Below are 19,945 nucleotides of genomic sequence, written 5' to 3' on the forward strand. Positions count from 1 at the left end.
GAGACTTCTGGATGCAATCGCAACCGGACAAAGCGCTTAGTTGGCGTTGGCTTATAGCTGCTGTCTGCTTCTTTTGTCCTTCGCTCCCGCAACCAGCTCAGGCACACAAACCAGGCGAAAGCTATGTATTTTTCATTGTTGATTAAGCGCCGGTGGAAGGGCAACAAGGGCTATCTACGTTGTTCTTCGGAAGACTGACACTATGCGACCAGAGTGTAACAATATTTCAAACGAGTACCCAGAGTCCACTTTGGGCTCGGAACAGTTGTTCGCCGCGTTTCGCCTGAATGGCTGCTATGCAGGCAATACCGCAATATAATCAAATAATGCTCTAAACTGCAGGATTTTTGCTGTCAGGCACTTGGTCTTTACGGGGAAACTCCAGAAACCTTGGCAGATTGTCGGACGCATCAAACCAGGTCAGCCTCTCCCTATGCGCCACGTGCTTTTGCGCCGGAAAGAAGTCGGGTTCGTCCATCGTTCCAACGAAGAAACCAATAACGTTGTTCCCGTTCCACTCGGCCTCATAAGATATAGGCGTCCCACAGTCCTTGCAGAAGGTACGTGAAACGCCTTCGCTTGAAGCAAACTTCTTTCGTTTTCCCTTCGTGAATATCACATCCTTTTGCTGGTACGTGACATAGACAACAGCCGGCGCACCGGTGGACTTCCGACAGGACTTACAATGACAGTACGCGACGTAGTCGGGTCCTACAGCAACCTCAAATCGGATATTCCCGCAAAAGCACCCCCCTTCGGCTTTGTTTGGATAGTCTGTCACTTCTCCTCCTAAGGAAATGCGTAGAATTATATTTTGAGATTGCCTTCCAAGGTTAACATACATTCGCTGAACAGGCTCCTTTGGGCTCAAAGAAGCCGCCTCTCGCTGCAGTATCCACCTGTGACCGAGTTGCGGACAATGCAGTGGTTCAGCTCAGCCGCGAAAAAACCTCCGCACACATCTGGCAAACAGGCTCAATGCTGCGATCAGAACCTGACCCTAAACGCCAGCCCAACCAATGGTGCAGTGTCATACCTTTGCCGACTGATTTCTACTCCGTTCGCATCATCTAGCGTTAGGCGGCCATCAAATTCTGCTCCCGCAAATACACTTAATGAAATTCCAGGATTCGGATTGTACCCAAGAGAAAGAACCACAGGAATACTCTTATCTTCACCCACCCCATCCGGGGCGAGGCCATCCCCATCCAACCTGAAACGAATTCTCTCTGAGCGTGCGGTCAACGAAAGGTCGATAGCCTCATTTAGAGCGTAGCTCAGCGACAACCCGGGGCCTTGCGTTGCTCCGACACCAGAGCCAGTGTTCAAATTCCAGCGGTCATTTATGTCCCAGTCGATAAGCAGAGCCGGAAAAAAATCAGTACCGCTTTCGTCAAATTCAGAAAACGCGCCAAAGGCCGGACCTATCGTTAGGCGCTCGTTCAGTTGCCATGCAATACCTGCAAAAACACCGTAGGTTCTACCGTCAGATGAGGAGGCCCCGCTTTGGTAGTCCCACCTAATCTGTGGCGAAACAAAAACCGTTGTTGTATCCCCCACACGAAACCGGACAGGAACAGCTACGCGAAGGTCCCGGATGTTTTCCCAAGGCTGGTTGTTAGATTGGCTGAAATTATAATCCAGCTTGCCAAAGCTGGTGGAAAGCCCAACGCTGCTTCCGCCTTCTAGATTGTAAAGTGCGGTAGCACGTAGAAACGCTCGACTTGCAGAGAACTTCCCACCGCCACTCAAATCCGCATCCCCTTGAAACGCGGCAAGCCCATCAACCTGATACGCCCATCCTAACCGAGGCTGGGCAGCCGACGGAAACGCGGTGAACCCAAGAAAAACAAATCCAAAGCAGCACGTTAGAAGAAGATTTTTCATCTGACATTTTCCACGTGAGACTGGTTTCCTTTTGGGATGCCATTGCTGGACGAGCGGTTCAAGTCCGATACCCGCACAATCATCTGGGTGCTTGCGTTTTGTGACGAATGGGTAGTGTGATCCGTCTGGAGCGGTTTTTCATGGCAGGAGTTCCTCGATCTTGTTCGTAATGGACGCCGAAAGCGGATCAACGGTTGACCTGTAGGTTTCTACGACTGTGCCATCGGGGCCGATCAAGACCTTGTTGAAATTCCACCTTGGCATGAATCCTTCCTCCTCTTTCAAGGACCGGAAGAAAGGGTGAGCGTCAGGGCCGGTCACGTGTGTTATCACGCTCATCGGCAAATCGATTCCGTATTGCAGTTCGCAGAAATCGCGCACTTCGTCGTTGGTGGCCAGTTCTTGCTTGAAGTCATCCGAAGGGACCGCGACAACAACCAATCCGTGGTTGCGATACCTATCATAAAGGTCTTGAAGCCCCCGGTATTGACGGGTGAACGCGCATTGGGATGCCGTATTGACAACTAGAACCGGTTGACCGTTCCAATCTGACAAAGACAAGGTTCCCCCGTCAATCGAGTCAAACTTCGCGTCAAGTTCAAGGGCGCGCACTTGTTCGCCTAGCAATAGCAAGCCGCAAAGCACAATTATCCGCAACATTCCAAACCTCCAGTTTCATATTTGGATACGGAAGAACAATGCGGACGGATTTCATTTTGTGGACATAGCGAGCGGGCCGCGCGCAACTCCGAGATAGAAATTGGGGATGTGCGAAAGCTCAATACAAGTCCATGATCAGAAATTATCTGGTTCCTCAGTGGCAATGTTAAAACGGCTTCTTCCGAATGTCTTTGAAATCGGTCGTTGCTGAGACGCAGAAAATCATACCAGAACTTTGAATGCGCTCGACATTTTGCGAAGCGCAATACTGTTTTTGGCGCCTTTGCACTTTGAACTTCCGCGTTGCGACGGGCTCCAAACGCAATAGTGAAGAAGACGTATTCTGCAGCCTAAACAACGCCTGCATTGCTGACGTGGCCGCTCTCAATTCCGGGCAAATATTTACCCGCGGATCAACGCTGAAGTGTCAATCAATTTGCTGGCAGAAGCTGTGAATTCGGCAATCACAATTTGACTTTTCCTTTGTTAGGCAGACTTCTACTTGCAGATCATTTTATTGAAACTGAACCTTGGTCCAAAATAGTTGAAAGGAACTACAATGTCGCACACACCTCGATCCTTTTCTCACATAGGGCTTTCTGTGCCAGACGTTGATGAAGCCGTAAAATTTTATTCCGAGGTATTTGGCTTCTACGTCATCATGCCGCCGACAGACGTTCTCGAGGATGATAGCGATATTGGTGTAATGTGCACGGACGTCTTTGGACCAGAATGGAAAAAACTGCGCATAGCTCACATGGCGACTGCGGATCGCGTTGGGATTGAGATTTTCGAGTTCGACGGGAATTATGCGCCTGAAAACAACATGGACTACCGGCGCAATGGGACATTTCACTTTTGCATCCAAGATCCCGACGTGGAAGGTCTGGTGGAAAAAATCGTAGCGGCAGGTGGAAAGCAGCGGATGCCCATTCGTTACTATTATCCGGGCGATAAACCTTACCGGATGGTCTATGTTGAAGATCCATTCGGTATTGTGTTCGAACTGTACAGCCATTCCTATGAATTGACCTATTCGTCCGGTGCTTACAATTGAGAAACAGTTCAATTTGAAGACTGCTTTGGCTCCAAATAACCGTTCTCAGCGTTGCAGCGCCTCTCAAGTTTTTGAGCGACTGCTTTGAGGTCTGAGCGATCGCTAGTTTCAATTCGCTTCAACGACCGCTTTGCGGACTTTGCAGCCATCCGCATTCTTGCTCGAAAGGACCGCAATCAGCCTAATCCGGACACTTAATCCAAGACTTTGCAATTCCGACTTGCGGACAAAACTGACCTTGGCGTCTACACCTTCGCTGACGCAGGATCCACCACACTGGCAGCAACAGCTCTTCCCTTCAAAAGGGAAAATCGCCAAAGCGGCCGTTCCACAACGGGCTTTGGAGCTCCTTGATCGCTCTTTGACCAGACGGCGCTCTGGCATGGAAACAAAGGGGCTTGGCTCAGCGCATAACCAAAGCTAGCGAATAGGCGTCAAGATCGTGAAATTGGGCTTCTTCGCGCAAGGAGGGCGAAGACAGGCAACATTGTTACGATCCAGACCACGCTATAAATTGCGGATGGTATGGCGTATTCGCTTAACCCATTGGCGTTAGGCAACAGCAAAGTGGCAATTGCGATTCCCAAAGCTCCGTTTTGAACGCCGGTCTCAATTGAAATCGTCTTCGCCTCGATTTCTGTGCATCCAAGCATCCCTGAACTCATGATGCCAATAAACGTGAGTGACGCACCTACAGCAAAAAGTGCGGGTCCAAGCCTAAGGTAGTTATCCGCGACCACCACCCAGTTTGAAATGATAGCGCCTCCGATGACCATCGCAAAAAGTAGCATAGAGACCTTGCTAAAGATTGGTTCGACCGCGGCTACAATTCGCGGCGCCAAGGATCGCGCGATCACCCCGGCTAGGATCGGTGAAGCTGTTAAAAAAAACATTGCTAAAGCCGTCGAAGAAATGTCGATAGCGGGCCCAGTTGCCCCCATGAACATCTGCATCGAAAACCCCAGGATGAGCGGTACGGTAACGACACAAGTCAGACTGAAGACTGCTGTAAGAGTAACGGACAAAGCGACATCCCAATTCGAAAGCTTGGTTACGATGTTACTGATCGCCCCGCCCGGACAGGCCGCTAAAATCATGATGCCAACGGCTGCCTCAGCGGAAATCCCAAAGATAAAAGTCACCATCAAAGCGATGCAAGGCAGCAAAATGATCTGGTTGAGAGCGCCGACGCAAAAGGCCCGTGGACGTCGTCCGATGCGTTGAAAGTCAGCCGCTGTGAGTCCGAGGCCAAGGCAGAACATGATAACAACAACTGCGAGCGGCAGCAGCACAGATATGAAAACTTCGCCCATCTACCATGACCTCTATGGCTGCATGCTTCCGCACGCTTTCGGACGATACCGTTCAGAAAACCTGATGACGAGTGTTATCAGTTTGGCGCATTTATCCTCAAGCGCCCGAAGATCGAGGCTGTCTCTATTTATTATACCTATCACAGGGTTGGACGATCTGGCGTGAAAGAGCTTTCCAGTGCTAATCTCACTGTATGGCAAGTGTAACTTACGCATTCGCCCGCGCGATGGCCAACGCCGCCGGGATGACGCTAAACGACGATGGCGCCCTGATTTCGAATGGCGCTGTCGTGCTGCGTCTACCAGAAGCTCAAGACGGCCAATTGGCGGATGATGCGTATTTCGATCTGATCGATTGGATTCGTGCGCAACAAGCGGACGAGGCCGCGTTGGTTGAGGCCTATGCGAACGCGATTGCGACCGATGATCTCGGCGTCCTTGGCCTAGCCGTAAAGACAGCTCCAACCTTGCGGCAATCTTTGCAACGGATCGAGCGTTATTTTCGTCTCGTAACGGACACCGCAGTTTACAGACTTGATGAAACCGGCGATCCGGTCCTTTGGATTTTTGAGGGACAAACATCACATCGCGCTGCCTTGGAGCTGCGCAACGAATGCGCGCTTGCGGCCTTTGCGAGGAACATGCATCGGTTTGTGGGTGATGGGTTGTCGCTCGCATATGTCACGTTTCAGCATCCATGCAGGCAAGAACCAGAGCGTTACGCCGAATATTTCGGGTGCCCGGTTCGATTTGGGAGCGCCCACAACGCCATTGCTATGCGCCCTGCTATGCTGGAAAGCGAAAATCGCCTTGGCGATCCGGGCTTGTCAGATTTCATGACGAAGCACCTGGATGAGGAGTTCAACTCTCGCGATGACGACACCTCACTGAGCCAAGCAATTGTCCACCGGCTTACACCGGCCCTGAGTAACGGCGCGCCGCAAGCAGCGCATGTCGCACAAGAGATGGGAATGAGCGAGCGCACGCTTTACCGCAGGTTGGCCGAGGAAGGGCTGACCTATCGCGACGTTCTTGGTCAGGCGCAAGTTGCACTTGCTCGTGACCTGCTCCGTGACGGTAAGGCTTCCATAGCCGAGATCGCCTTTATGACCGGGTTTTCGGAACAGAGCACGTTCAGCCGCGCCTTCAAGCGCTGGGTTGGCCAGGCTCCGGCACGATTCAGGCAGCAAGCGACCTCCGACTAGGCACACACCTCAAGACCACATGGCAGGTTCGGCCAAAACCTTGGCAGGGCGGGCCGATACCTCAATCGATGTGGTGCATAACTTCTTCTTTGTCAGATCCACCTGGGGCGCTGCCGAGTAAAGCAAACCCAATTGCCCCTCTCAGACAAAGGAAATTTGCAATGAGCAATCATGACCACAAACATGGAGCAAGCTGCGCTTGCGACGTCACGCCCGAACGCGTTGATATGGCGCGCCGGCGACTCTTGCAACAAGCCGCCGGTGCGGCCGCGGCAGGTACAACAATAGTGGCTGGCGGGCAGGCCCTTGCCGCGACCGACGAAGCACGCGCCTACTATGCTGACCCGGAAAATCCAGGCCTTCCCCAAATCGACATGACCATCGAGCCGGGGCGTACTGCGCTTGTGGTGACCGACCCCCAGATTGATTTTTTGTCAGAGGACGGTGTGACGTGGGGTGTCGTTGGCGAAAGCGTGACCGAACAGGGCACGGTCGACAATATCGAACGGCTTTTCATTGCCGCCAAGGCTGCGGGGATGCCGGTCTTCATCTCGCCCCACTATTACTACCCACATGACCACAAATGGGAGTTCGAGGGCACTCTGGAAGCCACGATGCACAGCATCGGCATGTTTGACCGCCTGGGACCGCTCAATTTAGACAACTTCGAGGGCTCAGGTGCCGACTGGATGCCGCAATACAAGAAGTACATCGAGGATGGCGAAACCATCATTTGCTCGCCACACAAGGTTTACAGCCCTGCTCAGAATGACCTGAACCTGCAATTGCGTAAACGCAAGATCGACAAGGTGATCCTCGCGGGGATGTCGGCGAACCTGTGTACGCAGGCGCATCTCTACGAGTTGCTGGAGCTGGGCTACGAAGTCGCTGTCGTTCGCGATGCCACAGCCGGGGCCAAGGTGCCTGAAGGTGACGGGTATCTCGCCGCCGTCATCAACTTCCGCATGGTCGCCAACGGCGTCTGGTGGACCGACGACGCGGTTGAGCGCATTGGCCAATCGGCCTGACCCAAATCGATCTTCAAATTTGATCCTAGCATCCTGAAAGGACATATCATGACACGCATCTTTAAATTTCCCGCGCTTACAACAGCGTTGACTCTCGCCCTGGCGGCGGCGGCATTGGCTGACGATGAATACAACGTTTCGAACAGTCTTACCTTGACTGGGCAGCCCCTAGGCATGCATGGCGTCGATCCTGTATCGATGTTTGAAGCCGAAATACCCGAAATGGGCAACGCCACTTTTACATCAGCCCATGATGGAGTGGACTACTATTTTGCGTCGCAGGCAGCGAAAGCCACATTCGAGGCGGATCCGACGGCACATCTGCCTCAATTCGGCGGGTTCTGCGCCTTTGGCGTCTATGTAGGCAAGAAGCTTGATGGCGATGTTCGGTATGCCGATATCGTGGACGACAAGCTCTATCTCTTTGTGAACGAGGAAATCTTCAAGAAGTACCTTGAGGACAAAGAGACCGTGATCCAAGGCGCCCATGCCAAGTGGGCAGACATCCACAACACTCCTGTCGGCAGCCTTTGATCGAGGAATTTGGTGGCTTTTGCCGGTCGGAGCCACCGCTGCCTCTCCCCTCCCCAAAAGGCCGGCATTTCTCCAAGACACCCTGTCCGCAATGACAATTCGCGTGTGTCGAAAACTCTTCCCAAAGGAAACCAGACATGACTGATTTTGAGACATATACAATCGCCTCAGCCCCTGATGCCGCGAAACCAATTCTGGAAGCATCGCTGAAAGGATATGGTTTTGTGCCCAACCTTTATGCGGCCATGGCCGAAGCGCCCGCAATTTTGGAAGGCTATACGACACTTTCCAGCATCTTTGGAAAGACCAGCCTGTCAGAGACTGAGCGCCAGATCATCCTTATGACTAATAACCGGTTGAATGGGTGCAAGTACTGCATGGCCGCCCATACCACTCTTTCACTGATGGCCGGTGTCCCTGAAGACGTGATCGCAGCGTTACGTGATGGCAGCCCTATCGCCGACCCCAAATTGGAAGCACTGCGCAAATTCGCCATCGTGATCAACGAAAGCCGAGGCTGGCCCAGCGACGCACAGGTCGAGGCGTTTCTGACCGCTGGTTACACACGCCAATCTATGCTGGAAGTCATCCTCGGCACAGCGTTGAAAACCCTGTCGAACTATACGAACCATGTGGCGGACACCGCGTTGGATGATGCCTTTGTGCCAAATGCATGGATCGCCTCGGTCGCGGCAGTGGCTGAATAGCGCGACGCCCGCCCATTTGTTAATCTTGCTTTTGGACCTGTGTTTGATTCCCGACAAGAAGGGGATGTGATTTTAGACGTCCGACAGCAAAGTCAACAAAGGTGCGCACCTTCGCAGACACGGTTCGTCCCTCTTGATGCACAAGATGGATGGGGACTTCGGGTGGTTCATACGACTTTAGAACAGTCTTGAGCCGCCCATCTGCAATGTAGGGTGCGACTTGATCGGACAGAAGCCGCCCGACACCATGACCTTGCAAGGCCAACTCGATCACAGCGTCATTTGTGTTCATGCTGATGCGTGTGCTCATGCGTTTGGTGACAGTCTTTCTGCCCCGTTGAAAATGCCATTGGGCCGATGCATTCAGTCCACTGTAGCGTCTGTTCAGCGGGGAAAAATCAATGTCACCTCAGTTTTAATAACGCCTAACAAAGCCTTAGATAGTACAGGAGTAGACATCAACGTTTACGGATAAGCGGAGGGCGTCGCACCTCACAAACACACCTTAATCTGTATTTCGAGCAGTGCGAAAAGCAAGCATGGTTAAGTCATCCAAACGTTCTTCATTCGTACTATAATCTTGAAAAGCGCTGTGAATAGCCGACAATAGATCTTCCGAACACGACCACTCTTCCTGTTCAAATACAGATACAATTCTTTGAAAACCAAAAGCTAAGCGTTTTTCTCCACCTAATTGGTCAATCAACCCATCAGTTGAAACAAAAAAATCTGTGATTTGATCTATTTGAACTTCGTGCTCCAAGAATTTTGGACCAATAGGAGTGTCCACATACCCAATGCTCAGCTTATCACCTCGGATTCGGTCAATGCCGATCTTGGATTTGACCAAAAGAGACATACGCGCACCTGCAAACGTCGCCACCCCTTTTGCTGAATCGATCTGGCAAATCGCGGCGTCCATGCCGTCGTTGGAAGTCCAGTTTGCAGTATCCTGATTTAGAAGTGCACGCGTCAAATCGCTCAACTTGGACAGTGCCAGCGACGGGCTAAGCGTTTCATTTTCGAAGTAAAGCCGCTCGAGTGTAGCGATTGCCAGCATCGTCATGAAGCCTCCGGGAACGCCATGTCCAGTGCAATCAATTAAGGCGAGCGTCGTAATTGGGCCGTCCGTTTTGATCCAGTAGATATCCCCACCAACCAAATCGCGTGGTTCCCATATGACAGCGAAATCAGCAAAGGCTTCCTCGCACTGGCTTGTCGTAGGCAACAAACCCTGCTGAATTCGCGTGGCATAGTTTACGCTTGCGACGATCTGATGGTGCGCCTCTCGGATTTCATTGACACGTTCAACCTCGCGATCCAGCATTGAGTTATAGCTTTGAACAACCTTGCCAATCTCATCTTCCGACTCGTATGGGACAATTTTAGGGTCATCGTATTGCTCGAACCTTTCGATGGCTTTTAACATTTGGCCTAGAGGTCTGTTGATGAGCCATAAAAATGCAGCAGCGCCTGCTAAGATGAGCGCAAATCCCCCGAGGATTCCAAGAAGGACCACAACACTTACTTCTGTCTTTAACTCATTGTTCAAGATCTCCTGATCAATTCGGACCAACATCGTGGCTGGCCCTGCGGCCGTAGGAACAGAAACGACGATGTCTAGACCAGATTTATTTATCTTGTCGCATCCAATAGCAGGCCAGGAAACCAGTGTTTCCAAGCTTCGCTCTAACCTCTGTTCAGCGCAAATAACGTAAGGAAAACCCGAGTAGACGGCGAGCAGACTCGTTGCTTGCGCAAAATTCCCTACTTCAACCAATTCAGCCAACGGGCGCGCTATACGATTGGCAATCGTTGCAACCTCTGCGGCAACCTGATCCGATTGAGCTTTCTTTTTGAATTCATAGTAAAAAAGAAGCACAATGGCATTTAACACGCCTCCGAGCAGCAGGGTCGCCAGAATATGCTTCAGAAATATTCGGCGCTTCAAGAATGCCCAGAGTTTACCCACTAAATGCCTCTATAGTGTCCGGTATCTAGTTCCCGATGTTCTTCATCGCGGCCTGAAGAGCGCCACGATTGTTGACGATCATCTGTACAACTTTGTAGTCCCCGGAAACTTCACGCACTAGAAAGTCTGCGGTCACGGTGTCGCCATCTTCGGTTATCATTTCAGAGCAGACGAAATAGTCATTTCCCGCAAGAAGAACCATGGGATGAACATTTGCAGGGTAAACGGTTTCAAACGCGTTGGTGGTCGTGTCCAGATACGTGTAAGAACCGTCGACCATGACCCCATCGACATGCGAAATCATGGCGGATTGGAGCTTTGCCTTGACCTCAGTTGGAATATCGGCCGCTGTAGCCGGGTCGGACGATATTACTACGGCGACCAAACACAATAGCCTAATCATATTAACCTCCCCACTAACAACACTGCACAATTGATACACTAAAAATGCATAAATGTGTATCTTATGATATTAAGACCTGAATTGAACTTGGTGCCACCCAAGCATGACCAAGGGGAACAGATGCTTGCAAGCGAAGTCTACGAACTACGCGCCAACCTGCGCCGACAAGGCGTTGTCTTTGCATACAGTGGGTATGTAACCGAAGGTATCCTCAGTGGTGTTGGCGATGCGTTAAAGCAGAAATTAGTGTCTGAAGATGCCGACACCAAAACTCTCCGAAGCGTTTTCGCTGTTTTCGTAGAGCAAATGCAGAACATGATCAGATATTCAGTCGAACGGCTACCAGCCGACGGTGAGACCGAGGTACTGGATATAAGTTACGGCATCGTGACCATAGGAAACGAGGCCGACGGCTATGTCGTTCATGCGGGCAATCTGATCCTTTTGAGTGACGTAGACAACATGCGAAAACGACTTTCCGAACTACGCGCCATGAATCGTGAGGAACTTAGGGCTGCGTACAAAGGCCAACTCCGGTCAGAAACTGACGCCGTCAGCAATAGTGCAGGTATCGGGTTAATTGAAATTGCGCGCCGAGCGTCAAAGCCAATCGAGTTTGATTTTATGCGGATTGACGATCAGCACGCATTCTTCGCACTCAAAGCGACGGTTTAAGAGGGTACGAATGCAGAAAATTGATATCCCGGCAACAAACCGCACCCCGGCCGTGGCGTTCGATTTTGACGTTGGCCACCTCAAACTGATTGGGGAATCCTACCCTGAGGATGTTACGACATTTTACAACCCGTTGTTTGATGCTTTAAAAAGTTGGTTGTCGGATGGTTCAATATCCAAATGTCGTTTTGACTTTGAACTCATCTATTTCAATTCGTCCAGCGCCAAGGCCATCATGTTGATCATGGAGCTTTTGGATTCCGCGGCTGAGGCGGGGAAAAGTGTTGACGTCTACTGGTTTCACGACCCCGAAGACGAAACCATGGAAGAACTTGGGGAGGAGTTTGGGGAAGACCTGAAACATGCCAAATTCACACTGGAAAAGTTGTTGGATCGATGACTATCGACGATCTCTTTGTTCGCGAGAACGAGGCTTTGGAAGTCGCGGAAGCAGCTTTAAACAGTGGACAATTTCCGAATGGTGAAGCACGCAAATCAATTGAAAACCTTGTCGGAGAATACAGAAAGCTGCTCAGAACCACACGGCGCATGATGCGATTAAGTGATCGTAACGAGCGGGAGCTGAATGCATTAGCCGAAAAACAGCGCATCGCCGCCGAAGAAGTTACCCAAAAAAACCAAGAGCTTGAGGCATTGTCAGGAAAGCTTGCCAAATACTTATCGCCTCAAGTCTACAACTCGATCTTTTCCGGTCGCCAAGAAGTTAAACTCGCGAGTAAGCGAAAAAAGCTGACAGTGTTTTTCTCGGACGTCGCCGGCTTCACAGAGCTTACGGATCAGATGGAGTCGGAAGATTTAACAGAACTCCTGAACAGCTACCTGACCGAAATGGCGGAAGTCGCTCTGAACCACGGTGCGACGATAGATAAGTTTATCGGCGACGCAATCCTTGTCTTCTTTGGAGATCCCGAGACTAAAGGGGTGCGGGAAGATGCTATGGCATGCGTGAGAATGGCAATTGCAATGCGAGACAAGTTGACAGAGTTGCGGGCAAAATGGAGCCGTCAAGGAATAAGGCAACATTTACAATGCCGTATAGGTATCAATACAGGCTTTTGTACGGTTGGGAATTTTGGAAGTGACGACCGAATGGATTACACCATTATCGGCGGCGCTGTGAACGTAGCATCAAGGTTGGAGCATCAGGCCGAGGAAGGAGAGATTTACATCTCGTACGAAACCTGGGCGCACGTGAACCACGAAATAGAGACCGAAGAAGTCGGTGCTATCCAAGTCAAAGGCGTGGCTCAACCTGTCATGACATACCGCGTCTTGGGTCAAAAGAAATCGAGACCGCGCGCAGAAAAAGTTGTATATGAAAACCCGAATTTTCAAATGGTGTTGGACCCGAGCTCGATGACACCAGAAGAACGCGCTGCAAGCTTAGAGATACTTAAGACGGCGCTTGCATCACTCCGCAAAAACGAACACTGAGGTCTCGCAGCCAGTGTTTGAACGTGTCTCGGCAAATTCCCACGAATACTCAAGAGTTGTTCCATGCTGTGGACAAGGTCGGTTTTGTTCATAGATCTGAATTAGATGTAACCTGCCTCAAGGGTAGCTTCGCCCGCGGACTGTGAACTCACCCAACCCAATACATTGCTCTTGCAGTGGACGGCTGCAATTCGATCTGCGACCGCAGAATAAAGACCTACCCTTGGATGTCAGAAGAGAGCTGTTCGCCAAACTTTGCAAAGCCCGCTTTCTGCGCATTGCTGTCATTGGAGCTTCGCGCAGCATCAGTCAATTTGGGCTCAAAGCGGTCATACGCTGCACTTGTCATGAATGACTGCTATGCGGACAAAGTCGCCATCGAAGGCTGAACAATCAAGGACTATTCGCAGCCCAGAGGAGACAATCAAAACCGAGTTTTTTCGCTAACCAAATGCTGGAGGTAACCGCGCTTTGCAGTTGCACTTGATGCCGGCGTAGATCGACCTTAGTGCGATTAAGCACATGTCGCCGAGCCGTGGTCAGACTAGCGACAGAGTTGACGCAGCGCGAGTTTCCGGCCCTGTTCGTTTCTTATGGAACTTGTTTCACGCCCATTCGTTAGAAAAAGTACTTGATTCCAATGTATGGACCATGCTGGTCGACATCATAGGCGAATTCACCGGAACTCAAAGTGTCACTATAGTCTACGCTAAAGTAACGATATCCGAATGTGAGCGCAGCTTTCTCCCACGGCTGATAGTCGAAACCAACGTTTGCGCCAACCTGGAGATCATTTCCACCGGCACCAAACCCGCCAAGTTCCAAAGACGCAATCCCAGTCCATTTCTGGTTTACCCGCCACATTCCTCGTATTCCGACTACTGGTTCGATCCAGCCCTGATCTCCGCCCAATGTAGGTGGATTTCTCGGTCCCGGGGTAGTTAGGTCAATTTCCTGACGAATGGAGTTGTACCTCAGACCGCCTTGGAGATCGATTGCATATCGCTGGCTCCTGCTACCGTACACGCCATTTGCAACACGGTAAGCCCCCAGCACACCAAACCATTTTTGACGAACGTCGACGTTAATCCCGGCACCGAGAGGGCCAGGCAATGTGGTATCCTGTTCGATCCCCACATAATTCGCATCAACGATGATCCCAAAATCCCCGTTCCAAGCCTCGTACCGGCCGGCTGCCGCGAAATCGAGCACATCCAGGACGTCACCAAGGTCCAGATCCAATTCCGCGGATTGTCCAGCCACGGTTGACGTACCTGTGGTTCTTAGGGGTGTGAACAGATAGAATGAGGCTCCATGCCGCCAGCCTGTTTCGTTTTGACCTGGCGCAGGTAGAGACTGAGCGCGGGAATGCCCGGGCATAGATAATACGCCGGACAGAAATACGAGTGCGCTAATTGATCTGAGATGGAGCATCGGAGTTTCCTTGCATATTGGCGGCGGTTAGTAGTTGAATCTGAGACCTATCCCGGCACCTTGGTCGTAGGGTCTGTCAGCACCAATACCGACCAACACATCTGCGTAGAGGGCAATTCCAGGGCTGAGGTTCTTACCGATCTGGAATTCTGCGGTCGCGGGCCACGCATCATTTTCCCAATCGTATGGAGCTTTGATATCTGCTTTGACCCAATACCCGTCACCAAATGGCTGAAGCGCAATAAGGCGCATCGCAGTCTGGCTGACATCGGTCGAACCGTTATATGAAGCAAAGTGCTGGACCAGAGGGATCAGAGTCAGCCCAGTATTAGTGTTTGCAAATGCGAACCCACCAAATGGGGCTATCTGATCCGACCCGGTGCCGATGCCTTCGTCGGGGTCACCAAAATCGAGGATCCACTCCAAACCAAGTGCGGACTTCACGCTCCAGGTGTCATTCAAGGGTTTCTGTGAGGGAAAGTAGATCAGCTTGAAGCTTGTCTTTTCGAACCCGTTGAACCTTTCGCCAGTTGCATTCGTTGAATTGTAGTGGAGCTCGTATTTTAGTTTTAGATCGGGGCGTAACATGTATGCACCATCGACAAAGGCATCCTGACGGTCTGCACCCCCTGCCAAATCGAAGTACTGATATCGAATGTCGGTGTTGTTAACCGCAGCCAATGGATTTGACGCGTTTTCCTCAGCTTCGGAAGCAGAGCCTACCACGACCAGTGCATAGATCAGAGGAACAAGACAATGGAAGTTGCGTAACATCATACACCTGGGAGAAGTTGGATGGTCAGGTTAGACGGCGACAGGTTCTCGCCGCCGTCTACCTTCATCATTGCCAGCTGGAGAAGACTTCTCGGGTCAACTCGCTTTCGGGACGAAGGTTCTCAATACCTTCATACGGCACACCCTTGCCCAGCGGCAGATGCGGGTGCTTTGCAATGGTTTTCTCATGCCGCTTCACCATGTCTTGGAATGATGCACCGGACCATAATGAATACCCGACAAGCGGATGTTCTTCACGTGGGTCGCGATAGACATTGAACACGGGGGCCGCAGCTCCGGGCTGACCGGGGGCCGGCAAATGCATTTTGAACTCTTGCTTCACGACTGAACGCAACACGGGCCCTTCGTACACATAGACGTAGTCGCGACGCGAGTTGCCTTCACCTTCAAGTAACAGCGCAGTCTGGTCAATGCCGTCGATCACGCGGTCGCGCGGGATGCGGTCAGTTGCGCCTGCGATCCGCGCGAAGGTGGTGAACAGGTCAGATACATGCACGATGTCACCTGCTGCACTACCTGGCTCAATAGCGCCGGGCCAGCGGATGAACGCGTCAGTTCGCACTCCGCCTTCAAGGTGCTGCGTCTTGCCGCCGCGATAAATCAACTGGTTCAGACCGGACGTTCCTTCGTAGTGATACATCAAGCCATTGTCAGCCATGATCATGACGACGGTGTTGTTCGCCTTGCCAGTTTCATCCAGCTTAGCCAGAACCTCACCGATCCAGCCGTCCAGAACCTGCAACTTGTCGGCATGAAAGCCACCATTGCGGGAAACGGCTTGATCCGGATAAGCAAAATTCAGCGGATAGAGTGGCCAGTATTGCATAAAGAAAGGGTCGTCCTGCGAGGCGAGGCGGTCTAGCTGTTCCAGTGCCTGTCGCTGATAGCGCAGGTTCATTTCTTCGTATTTGGCCTGTGTCCATTCTTCGCCCGGCGCCATGTCGACTTCGCGAGCCAAGCCGCCTACTTCCCCTTCAACGCCGGTTACCAGACCGTAGGGTTTGAATCGCTCATCCAGCTGGAATTGGTTGGACTGACCGGATGGATGGAAGCCAAGCATGTTGTTGGCAACCATAGCATCCCGGGTCATCAGGCTGAGTTGAACCTGCTGATGCAAGGGGAATGCGGCCCAATCAAACCCTTGGTTGTGCGGATAGGCCTGCTCAATATCGCCCTGGTGCCATTTCCCAACATGCGCAGTGTTGTATCCTTCTTCCTTCAGGATCTCGGCAATCGTGACTTCTTCAGCTGCAAGACCTTCGCCAACCAGCGCAACTTTGACCTCTTCAACGCCGGCGCGCACCGGATGACGACCGGTCAACATGGCCGTTCGTGTCGGTGTGCAGGATGGCTCAGTATACATCCTCATCAAGGACATACCTTCGGTGGCAAAGTCGTTGATGTTGGGCGTATCGAAACCGGTGACGTAGTTCATCGTCCGGTTACCCATTTGACCGAAGCTGACATCGTCGATCAGGATATACAAGATATTGGGCGGCTGGCCGCCATTGGCGTCGCGGATCTCGGCAAGTTTCGCCTCAATCTCGGTGTCCTGCGCATCCCATTGCTCTCCAAACTGTGCGCGCAAGAACTCAAACTCTCCATCATGGATGATGGGCGCATCCTGGGCAAAACCCGCGCCAGCCATCAGCACCATGGCTGAGGCATGTTTCAATAATGATCTCATTGGTATCCCTTCCCCTATGGATTACATCTTTCCTGTGCGCCGCAGCGATTGGAGGATTTCATCCCGAAGACCATCCAGGGTATCGCGGATATCGCAGGCGAATTGGTACGAGTGGCTTCCCGGCTCCGAGTTCATTGACAGAAACTCGTCACATAGAAGCTGATAGTCGCGGCAGATCTCATCGAATTCCGTATCCGCGCGCCGTAAATCCGCAATTGCGGTTTGGTGATCGGGAAACAGGGTATCAAAGGCGTAACGTTCCAATTGCGATGACTCATTCGATGGATCAGCAGACTGCCCTGAGTTTTCGCCGAATTCACTTTTCACAAAAGGTTTATCGGGGCATAATACGGTGTAATCTAATGCGTAACTTACTGAAAATATGGATTTAACCAAAGACACATCTACTGCACTGAATGAGGGCGGGTCACCTGTTCCCAAAGATGTTCGGGCGGCACTTCAGCGGCTTGTCAAATCTTCGACCTTCGCGGGTTCGCAGCGATTGCAGGACTTTTTGGTGTATGTGGTCGAAGAATCGCTCAACGGTCGGGCCGATGATATTCGTGCCAAGACCATCGCCATGGATGTTTATGGTGGGACCCCGTCAGAGATGTCGCGCCGTGAAAACGTGGTTCGGGTCGATGCTGGTCGACTGCGTCGCAAGCTTGCCGAATACTATACCAAAGACGGTCTCGAAGAAGGCACGATATTCGACCTGCCAAAGGGCGGCTATGCACCTGAGATTCTGGTCAGGTCGCCCGAGACGTTTCAGCCTCCTCCGGCTGGGTCGGAAATCAGAGCAAACACTTGGCGTCGCCCGTTCGTTGGAGTTGCCGGCCTCTTCGTTCTAGCCTGTTTTGTCGTTGCTGTTGTGGTGCTATCGAAAAAACTGGCGGATCCAGTCGGTTCGCCAGCCGACGGACTGAGTCGTGACGAGCGCAGCGCCATATTTGATGCATCCCCTATGCGCCTTCAGGCTGTAAATCTGGCCAATACTGGTCGTGATCTAATCTTTCCGGCCTTGGAACCTGCGCGCCTTGACGCGGCCTTAACCATATTCAAGGGGGCAATTGAAAACGACGAAAGCTACTTCGGCGGTCATGCAGGCGCTGCGCAGGTCGCTGCGACAATTGCTGTGCTTACATCAGATGCCGGCCTAGCTAAGGAAATGTTGAACTACGCCGACGCTCAGGCAAACAGGGCCATCGAGTTGGCCCCGGAAACGGGGTGGAGTCAGTCCGCAATGGCCTGGGTCAAGTTTGCCAAGGGAAACTGGCCTGAGGCCATAGAATTTGCGCAAAGAGCACGGCGTTTGGCACCACACGACGTACATGTTTTGGAGTTCGTGTCGCTGGTTCTGCTCTATTCCGGTTCATTTGAACAAGTCGTAGAAATTAGCGAGGACGCACTTTCAAAAATCAAACTAGAGCGGGGTTATGTGTTTCAGAACGCGATGGGGTCAGCAAAGTTCCATATGAAGGACTATGAAGGCGCTGTGTCAGCCATTGAACGAGTAACGGAAAAAGGCGGCCCTGTCGGACCTGTAACCGTTGCTTACCTAATGGCGTCACATCAGATGTTGGGGAATAAGGCTGAAGCTCAGACTCTATCTGAACTACTGTCACGCGAGTGGCCTGACAGTCGCGTGGATGCGCTGTTTGAGAAGCTTTTTGCAAATCCGCAATACGGGGAAGACCTTGGTAACGCAATGAGACAGGCCAATTGGAAGCCACCAACTTAGAAGTTTGAATTCGAATTGCGGCCGCTATTTCTCGCAATGCGGTCGTTCGCTACAACTTGCTTGAACGTCTAATTTGCGGACAAAGCTACCATTTGCGGCGATCAGTCAAATGTCGGCTTTGCTACTACCACTTAAACACATGACGCAGGACACGAAGGTTGCCGCTCACTTTGTTGCCCCCGAGATCACCCGCAAGTCTTTGAAGCACATTGCCGAAATCGTAGTTCGGGATCGCATCCTGAACTGCTTTGACTTGTGCCTTGCTAAGACCCTTGCGGATTTTGCCGTCTGTGGCGTCAATCCAATCGCCTTTGCGGACGGCTTCGACAATCCTTTGGTTCGGGCCACGGTAAGGGAAAACCTTGTGATGCCAATGAATGGCATCTCGCAAAAGCTGAGGATCAAACCCCCAACCGTACTTCTCGTTGTCGGCCAAGGCGTGTCCTTCTGAAGACCCAAGGTATGCCAGCTCATTTTCTGTCCAGAGGCCAATGTCATGATAGACGAAAGCAGTTTCGACCAACGGTCTCGCCTCTTCATCGCCGTTCAGAAAATGCATCGCATATGTGATCACGCGGTAAACGTGCCCGCGATACGCCGGGTAGTCGTCGCCAATGATCTCGCGGTAAGGGGCGAACAGGCGTTCTACTCGATCACTATGATCGATAATTTGAATTTCATCAGACATCTTGCAGGCTCTCTTGGAACTGACTGATTTTAGTTGTAATCAAGTGATTACATTGAGGTTAACCAGCAAGTCAACAGGTGATTACTTGAGCGCTAGATTGAGGCCGTCGGGCAAACTTGAAATGAAAACGCGCAACCCAGCCGTGACCCAAGAAGCGTTGCTCAAAGCTGCTCGTTTGGAGTTTCACAGAGCGGGTTATGACGGGGCCAGCACGCGCAAGATTGCTTCGGACGCGGGATGCAACGCCGCCTTGATCAATCGGTATTTCGGCTCAAAAATCGGCTTGTTTGAGGCAGTGATGGAATCGTGCAGCGATCTTAGTCCTCTCAGGGGACTGACAACTGATCAGTTAGTGGTAGCGCTCGTCGATATTGCCTTATCAAAAGCTGACCATCAGATTGACTTTGACCCGATGGTTGTTGCGATAAAGTCCTCAGGATCGGCGGAAGCCCATGACATTGTTCGGAAAAACCTCGGCAATCCAATGGTAGAGGAACTTTCTTCTATCATTGGAGGTGAGAAGGCACCGCAGAGGGCTGGACTGCTGCTTAGCATCATTTCGGGAGTGTTCGTGGGTCGTGTCTCCGCTGGCGCGGATGCTTTGTCTAAGCATGAAAACGACACCTTGAGAACACTGCTTGGTATGTCGATGACAGCCGTTTTGTCGGCTGGAGAGGCCAATTAGGCCGATCCAGGACTGACTG

At 51.6% G+C, this 19,945-nt stretch carries 22 protein-coding genes; 10 read left to right on the forward strand and 12 right to left on the reverse strand.

Features of this window, described 5'->3' with window-relative positions; translation table 11 throughout:
- Positions 1-331: 331 nt before the first annotated feature.
- The 3 genes from GOX73_RS13525 to GOX73_RS13535 all read right to left on the reverse strand — a co-directional run bounded on the left by GOX73_RS13525 (position 332) and on the right by GOX73_RS13535 (position 2,547).
- Positions 332-844 carry a GFA family protein gene (locus tag GOX73_RS13525; RefSeq protein ID WP_171134973.1) on the reverse strand — a complete coding sequence of 171 codons (513 nt, stop codon included), beginning with the start codon at positions 842-844 and terminating at the stop codon, positions 332-334.
- Between the two features lie 143 nt (positions 845-987).
- On the reverse strand, positions 988-1,887 hold the full coding sequence (locus GOX73_RS13530) for a hypothetical protein (protein ID WP_254429199.1): 900 nt from the start codon (positions 1,885-1,887) through the stop codon (positions 988-990).
- Positions 1,888-2,025: 138 nt separating this feature from the next.
- Complete coding sequence (locus tag GOX73_RS13535) at positions 2,026-2,547, reverse strand: glutathione peroxidase (RefSeq protein ID WP_171123528.1); 522 nt, start codon at positions 2,545-2,547, stop codon at positions 2,026-2,028.
- Between the two features lie 559 nt (positions 2,548-3,106).
- On the opposite strand from GOX73_RS13535, the gene GOX73_RS13540 reads away from it, so the two are divergent.
- A complete protein-coding gene (locus tag GOX73_RS13540; protein ID WP_170412909.1) occupies positions 3,107-3,604 on the forward strand; it encodes a lactoylglutathione lyase family protein in 498 nt (165 codons plus the stop codon).
- Between the two features lie 434 nt (positions 3,605-4,038).
- On the opposite strand, the gene GOX73_RS13545 is transcribed toward GOX73_RS13540, so the two are convergent.
- Positions 4,039-4,917, reverse strand: a complete 879-nt coding sequence (locus tag GOX73_RS13545) for a bile acid:sodium symporter family protein (protein WP_171123536.1) — start codon at positions 4,915-4,917, stop codon at positions 4,039-4,041.
- A gap of 194 nt (positions 4,918-5,111) precedes the next feature.
- On the opposite strand from GOX73_RS13545, the gene GOX73_RS13550 reads away from it, so the two are divergent.
- The 4 genes from GOX73_RS13550 to GOX73_RS13565 all read left to right on the forward strand — a co-directional run bounded on the left by GOX73_RS13550 (position 5,112) and on the right by GOX73_RS13565 (position 8,391).
- Positions 5,112-6,122 (forward strand): AraC family transcriptional regulator, encoded by a 1,011-nt coding sequence (locus GOX73_RS13550; protein ID WP_170686482.1) that lies wholly within the window; start codon positions 5,112-5,114, stop codon positions 6,120-6,122.
- A gap of 161 nt (positions 6,123-6,283) precedes the next feature.
- Positions 6,284-7,150, forward strand: a complete 867-nt coding sequence (locus GOX73_RS13555) for a cysteine hydrolase (RefSeq protein ID WP_170463858.1) — start codon at positions 6,284-6,286, stop codon at positions 7,148-7,150.
- Positions 7,151-7,198: 48 nt separating this feature from the next.
- Entirely contained in the window at positions 7,199-7,684 is a 486-nt protein-coding gene (locus tag GOX73_RS13560; protein ID WP_170463857.1) for a YHS domain-containing (seleno)protein, read from the forward strand.
- A gap of 137 nt (positions 7,685-7,821) precedes the next feature.
- A complete protein-coding gene (locus GOX73_RS13565; RefSeq protein WP_170761901.1) occupies positions 7,822-8,391 on the forward strand; it encodes a carboxymuconolactone decarboxylase family protein in 570 nt (189 codons plus the stop codon).
- 19 nt (positions 8,392-8,410) lie between these two features.
- On the opposite strand, the gene GOX73_RS13570 is transcribed toward GOX73_RS13565, so the two are convergent.
- From GOX73_RS13570 to GOX73_RS13580, 3 genes are all read right to left on the reverse strand, one after another.
- Positions 8,411-8,794, reverse strand: coding sequence for a LysR substrate-binding domain-containing protein (locus GOX73_RS13570; protein WP_371808633.1), 384 nt, complete (start codon positions 8,792-8,794; stop codon positions 8,411-8,413).
- 102 nt (positions 8,795-8,896) lie between these two features.
- On the reverse strand, positions 8,897-10,363 hold the full coding sequence (locus GOX73_RS20760) for a SpoIIE family protein phosphatase (protein ID WP_171134974.1): 1,467 nt from the start codon (positions 10,361-10,363) through the stop codon (positions 8,897-8,899).
- 25 nt (positions 10,364-10,388) lie between these two features.
- On the reverse strand, positions 10,389-10,766 hold the full coding sequence (locus tag GOX73_RS13580; RefSeq protein ID WP_171134975.1) for a hypothetical protein: 378 nt from the start codon (positions 10,764-10,766) through the stop codon (positions 10,389-10,391).
- Between the two features lie 120 nt (positions 10,767-10,886).
- Here GOX73_RS13580 and GOX73_RS13585 point away from each other — a divergent pair, with 120 nt between their 5' ends.
- From GOX73_RS13585 to GOX73_RS13595, 3 genes are read left to right on the forward strand one after another with little or no spacing between them, the layout of a single operon-like run.
- A complete protein-coding gene (locus tag GOX73_RS13585) occupies positions 10,887-11,441 on the forward strand; it encodes a SiaB family protein kinase (protein WP_170463849.1) in 555 nt (184 codons plus the stop codon).
- Between the two features lie 10 nt (positions 11,442-11,451).
- Positions 11,452-11,841 (forward strand): DUF1987 domain-containing protein, encoded by a 390-nt coding sequence (locus GOX73_RS13590; RefSeq protein ID WP_058276474.1) that lies wholly within the window; start codon positions 11,452-11,454, stop codon positions 11,839-11,841.
- Positions 11,838-12,896 (forward strand): adenylate/guanylate cyclase domain-containing protein, encoded by a 1,059-nt coding sequence (locus tag GOX73_RS13595; protein ID WP_170463847.1) that lies wholly within the window; start codon positions 11,838-11,840, stop codon positions 12,894-12,896. Before GOX73_RS13590 ends, GOX73_RS13595 begins: the two co-directional genes overlap by 4 nt.
- Positions 12,897-13,514: 618 nt before the next feature.
- Here the strand turns inward: GOX73_RS13595 and GOX73_RS13600 are convergent.
- The 4 genes from GOX73_RS13600 to GOX73_RS13615 form a co-directional block, all read right to left on the reverse strand.
- On the reverse strand, positions 13,515-14,159 hold the full coding sequence (locus tag GOX73_RS13600) for a hypothetical protein (RefSeq protein ID WP_171123517.1): 645 nt from the start codon (positions 14,157-14,159) through the stop codon (positions 13,515-13,517).
- A gap of 198 nt (positions 14,160-14,357) precedes the next feature.
- Entirely contained in the window at positions 14,358-15,107 is a 750-nt protein-coding gene (locus tag GOX73_RS13605) for a hypothetical protein (RefSeq protein WP_171134976.1), read from the reverse strand.
- 64 nt (positions 15,108-15,171) lie between these two features.
- Positions 15,172-16,812 (reverse strand): sulfatase-like hydrolase/transferase, encoded by a 1,641-nt coding sequence (locus tag GOX73_RS13610; RefSeq protein WP_010443743.1) that lies wholly within the window; start codon positions 16,810-16,812, stop codon positions 15,172-15,174.
- A gap of 21 nt (positions 16,813-16,833) precedes the next feature.
- A complete protein-coding gene (locus tag GOX73_RS13615; RefSeq protein WP_170486699.1) occupies positions 16,834-17,076 on the reverse strand; it encodes a hypothetical protein in 243 nt (80 codons plus the stop codon).
- A 118-nt stretch (positions 17,077-17,194) separates the two neighbouring features.
- Between GOX73_RS13615 and GOX73_RS13620 the strand changes: the two genes are divergently transcribed.
- Positions 17,195-18,553 carry a tetratricopeptide repeat protein gene (locus tag GOX73_RS13620; RefSeq protein WP_171123515.1) on the forward strand — a complete coding sequence of 453 codons (1,359 nt, stop codon included), beginning with the start codon at positions 17,195-17,197 and terminating at the stop codon, positions 18,551-18,553.
- A 124-nt stretch (positions 18,554-18,677) separates the two neighbouring features.
- On the opposite strand, the gene GOX73_RS13625 is transcribed toward GOX73_RS13620, so the two are convergent.
- The gene (locus tag GOX73_RS13625; RefSeq protein WP_171123513.1) at positions 18,678-19,241 is read right to left on the reverse strand and encodes a phosphohydrolase; all 564 of its coding nucleotides are present in this window, start codon (positions 19,239-19,241) and stop codon (positions 18,678-18,680) included.
- A 13-nt stretch (positions 19,242-19,254) separates the two neighbouring features.
- On the opposite strand from GOX73_RS13625, the gene GOX73_RS13630 reads away from it, so the two are divergent.
- Positions 19,255-19,926, forward strand: coding sequence for a TetR/AcrR family transcriptional regulator (locus GOX73_RS13630; protein WP_171134977.1), 672 nt, complete (start codon positions 19,255-19,257; stop codon positions 19,924-19,926).
- Positions 19,927-19,945 lie beyond the last annotated feature (19 nt).

It is taken from the genome of Ruegeria sp. HKCCD7221 (assembly GCF_013031225.1).
Lineage (GTDB): Bacteria > Pseudomonadota > Alphaproteobacteria > Rhodobacterales > Rhodobacteraceae > Ruegeria.

Bases quoted from the DNA above. Each gene is read 5' to 3' on its own strand.
- GOX73_RS13555 (WP_170463858.1), top strand. From the start codon at position 6,284: ATGAGCAATCATGACCACAAACATGGAGCAAGCTGCGCTTGCGACGTC.
- GOX73_RS13625 (WP_171123513.1), bottom strand. From the start codon at position 19,241: ATGTCTGATGAAATTCAAATTATCGATCATAGTGATCGAGTAGAACGC.
- GOX73_RS13550 (WP_170686482.1), top strand. From the start codon at position 5,112: ATGGCAAGTGTAACTTACGCATTCGCCCGCGCGATGGCCAACGCCGCC.
- GOX73_RS13540 (WP_170412909.1), top strand. From the start codon at position 3,107: ATGTCGCACACACCTCGATCCTTTTCTCACATAGGGCTTTCTGTGCCA.
- GOX73_RS13545 (WP_171123536.1), bottom strand. From the start codon at position 4,917: ATGGGCGAAGTTTTCATATCTGTGCTGCTGCCGCTCGCAGTTGTTGTT.
- GOX73_RS13560 (WP_170463857.1), top strand. From the start codon at position 7,199: ATGACACGCATCTTTAAATTTCCCGCGCTTACAACAGCGTTGACTCTC.
- GOX73_RS13585 (WP_170463849.1), top strand. From the start codon at position 10,887: ATGCTTGCAAGCGAAGTCTACGAACTACGCGCCAACCTGCGCCGACAA.
- GOX73_RS13620 (WP_171123515.1), top strand. From the start codon at position 17,195: ATGGATTTAACCAAAGACACATCTACTGCACTGAATGAGGGCGGGTCA.
- GOX73_RS13565 (WP_170761901.1), top strand. From the start codon at position 7,822: ATGACTGATTTTGAGACATATACAATCGCCTCAGCCCCTGATGCCGCG.
- GOX73_RS13595 (WP_170463847.1), top strand. From the start codon at position 11,838: ATGACTATCGACGATCTCTTTGTTCGCGAGAACGAGGCTTTGGAAGTC.
- GOX73_RS13535 (WP_171123528.1), bottom strand. From the start codon at position 2,547: ATGTTGCGGATAATTGTGCTTTGCGGCTTGCTATTGCTAGGCGAACAA.
- GOX73_RS13580 (WP_171134975.1), bottom strand. From the start codon at position 10,766: ATGATTAGGCTATTGTGTTTGGTCGCCGTAGTAATATCGTCCGACCCG.
- GOX73_RS13605 (WP_171134976.1), bottom strand. From the start codon at position 15,107: ATGATGTTACGCAACTTCCATTGTCTTGTTCCTCTGATCTATGCACTG.
- GOX73_RS13530 (WP_254429199.1), bottom strand. From the start codon at position 1,887: ATGAAAAATCTTCTTCTAACGTGCTGCTTTGGATTTGTTTTTCTTGGG.
- GOX73_RS13590 (WP_058276474.1), top strand. From the start codon at position 11,452: ATGCAGAAAATTGATATCCCGGCAACAAACCGCACCCCGGCCGTGGCG.
- GOX73_RS13610 (WP_010443743.1), bottom strand. From the start codon at position 16,812: ATGAGATCATTATTGAAACATGCCTCAGCCATGGTGCTGATGGCTGGC.
- GOX73_RS13525 (WP_171134973.1), bottom strand. From the start codon at position 844: ATGTATGTTAACCTTGGAAGGCAATCTCAAAATATAATTCTACGCATT.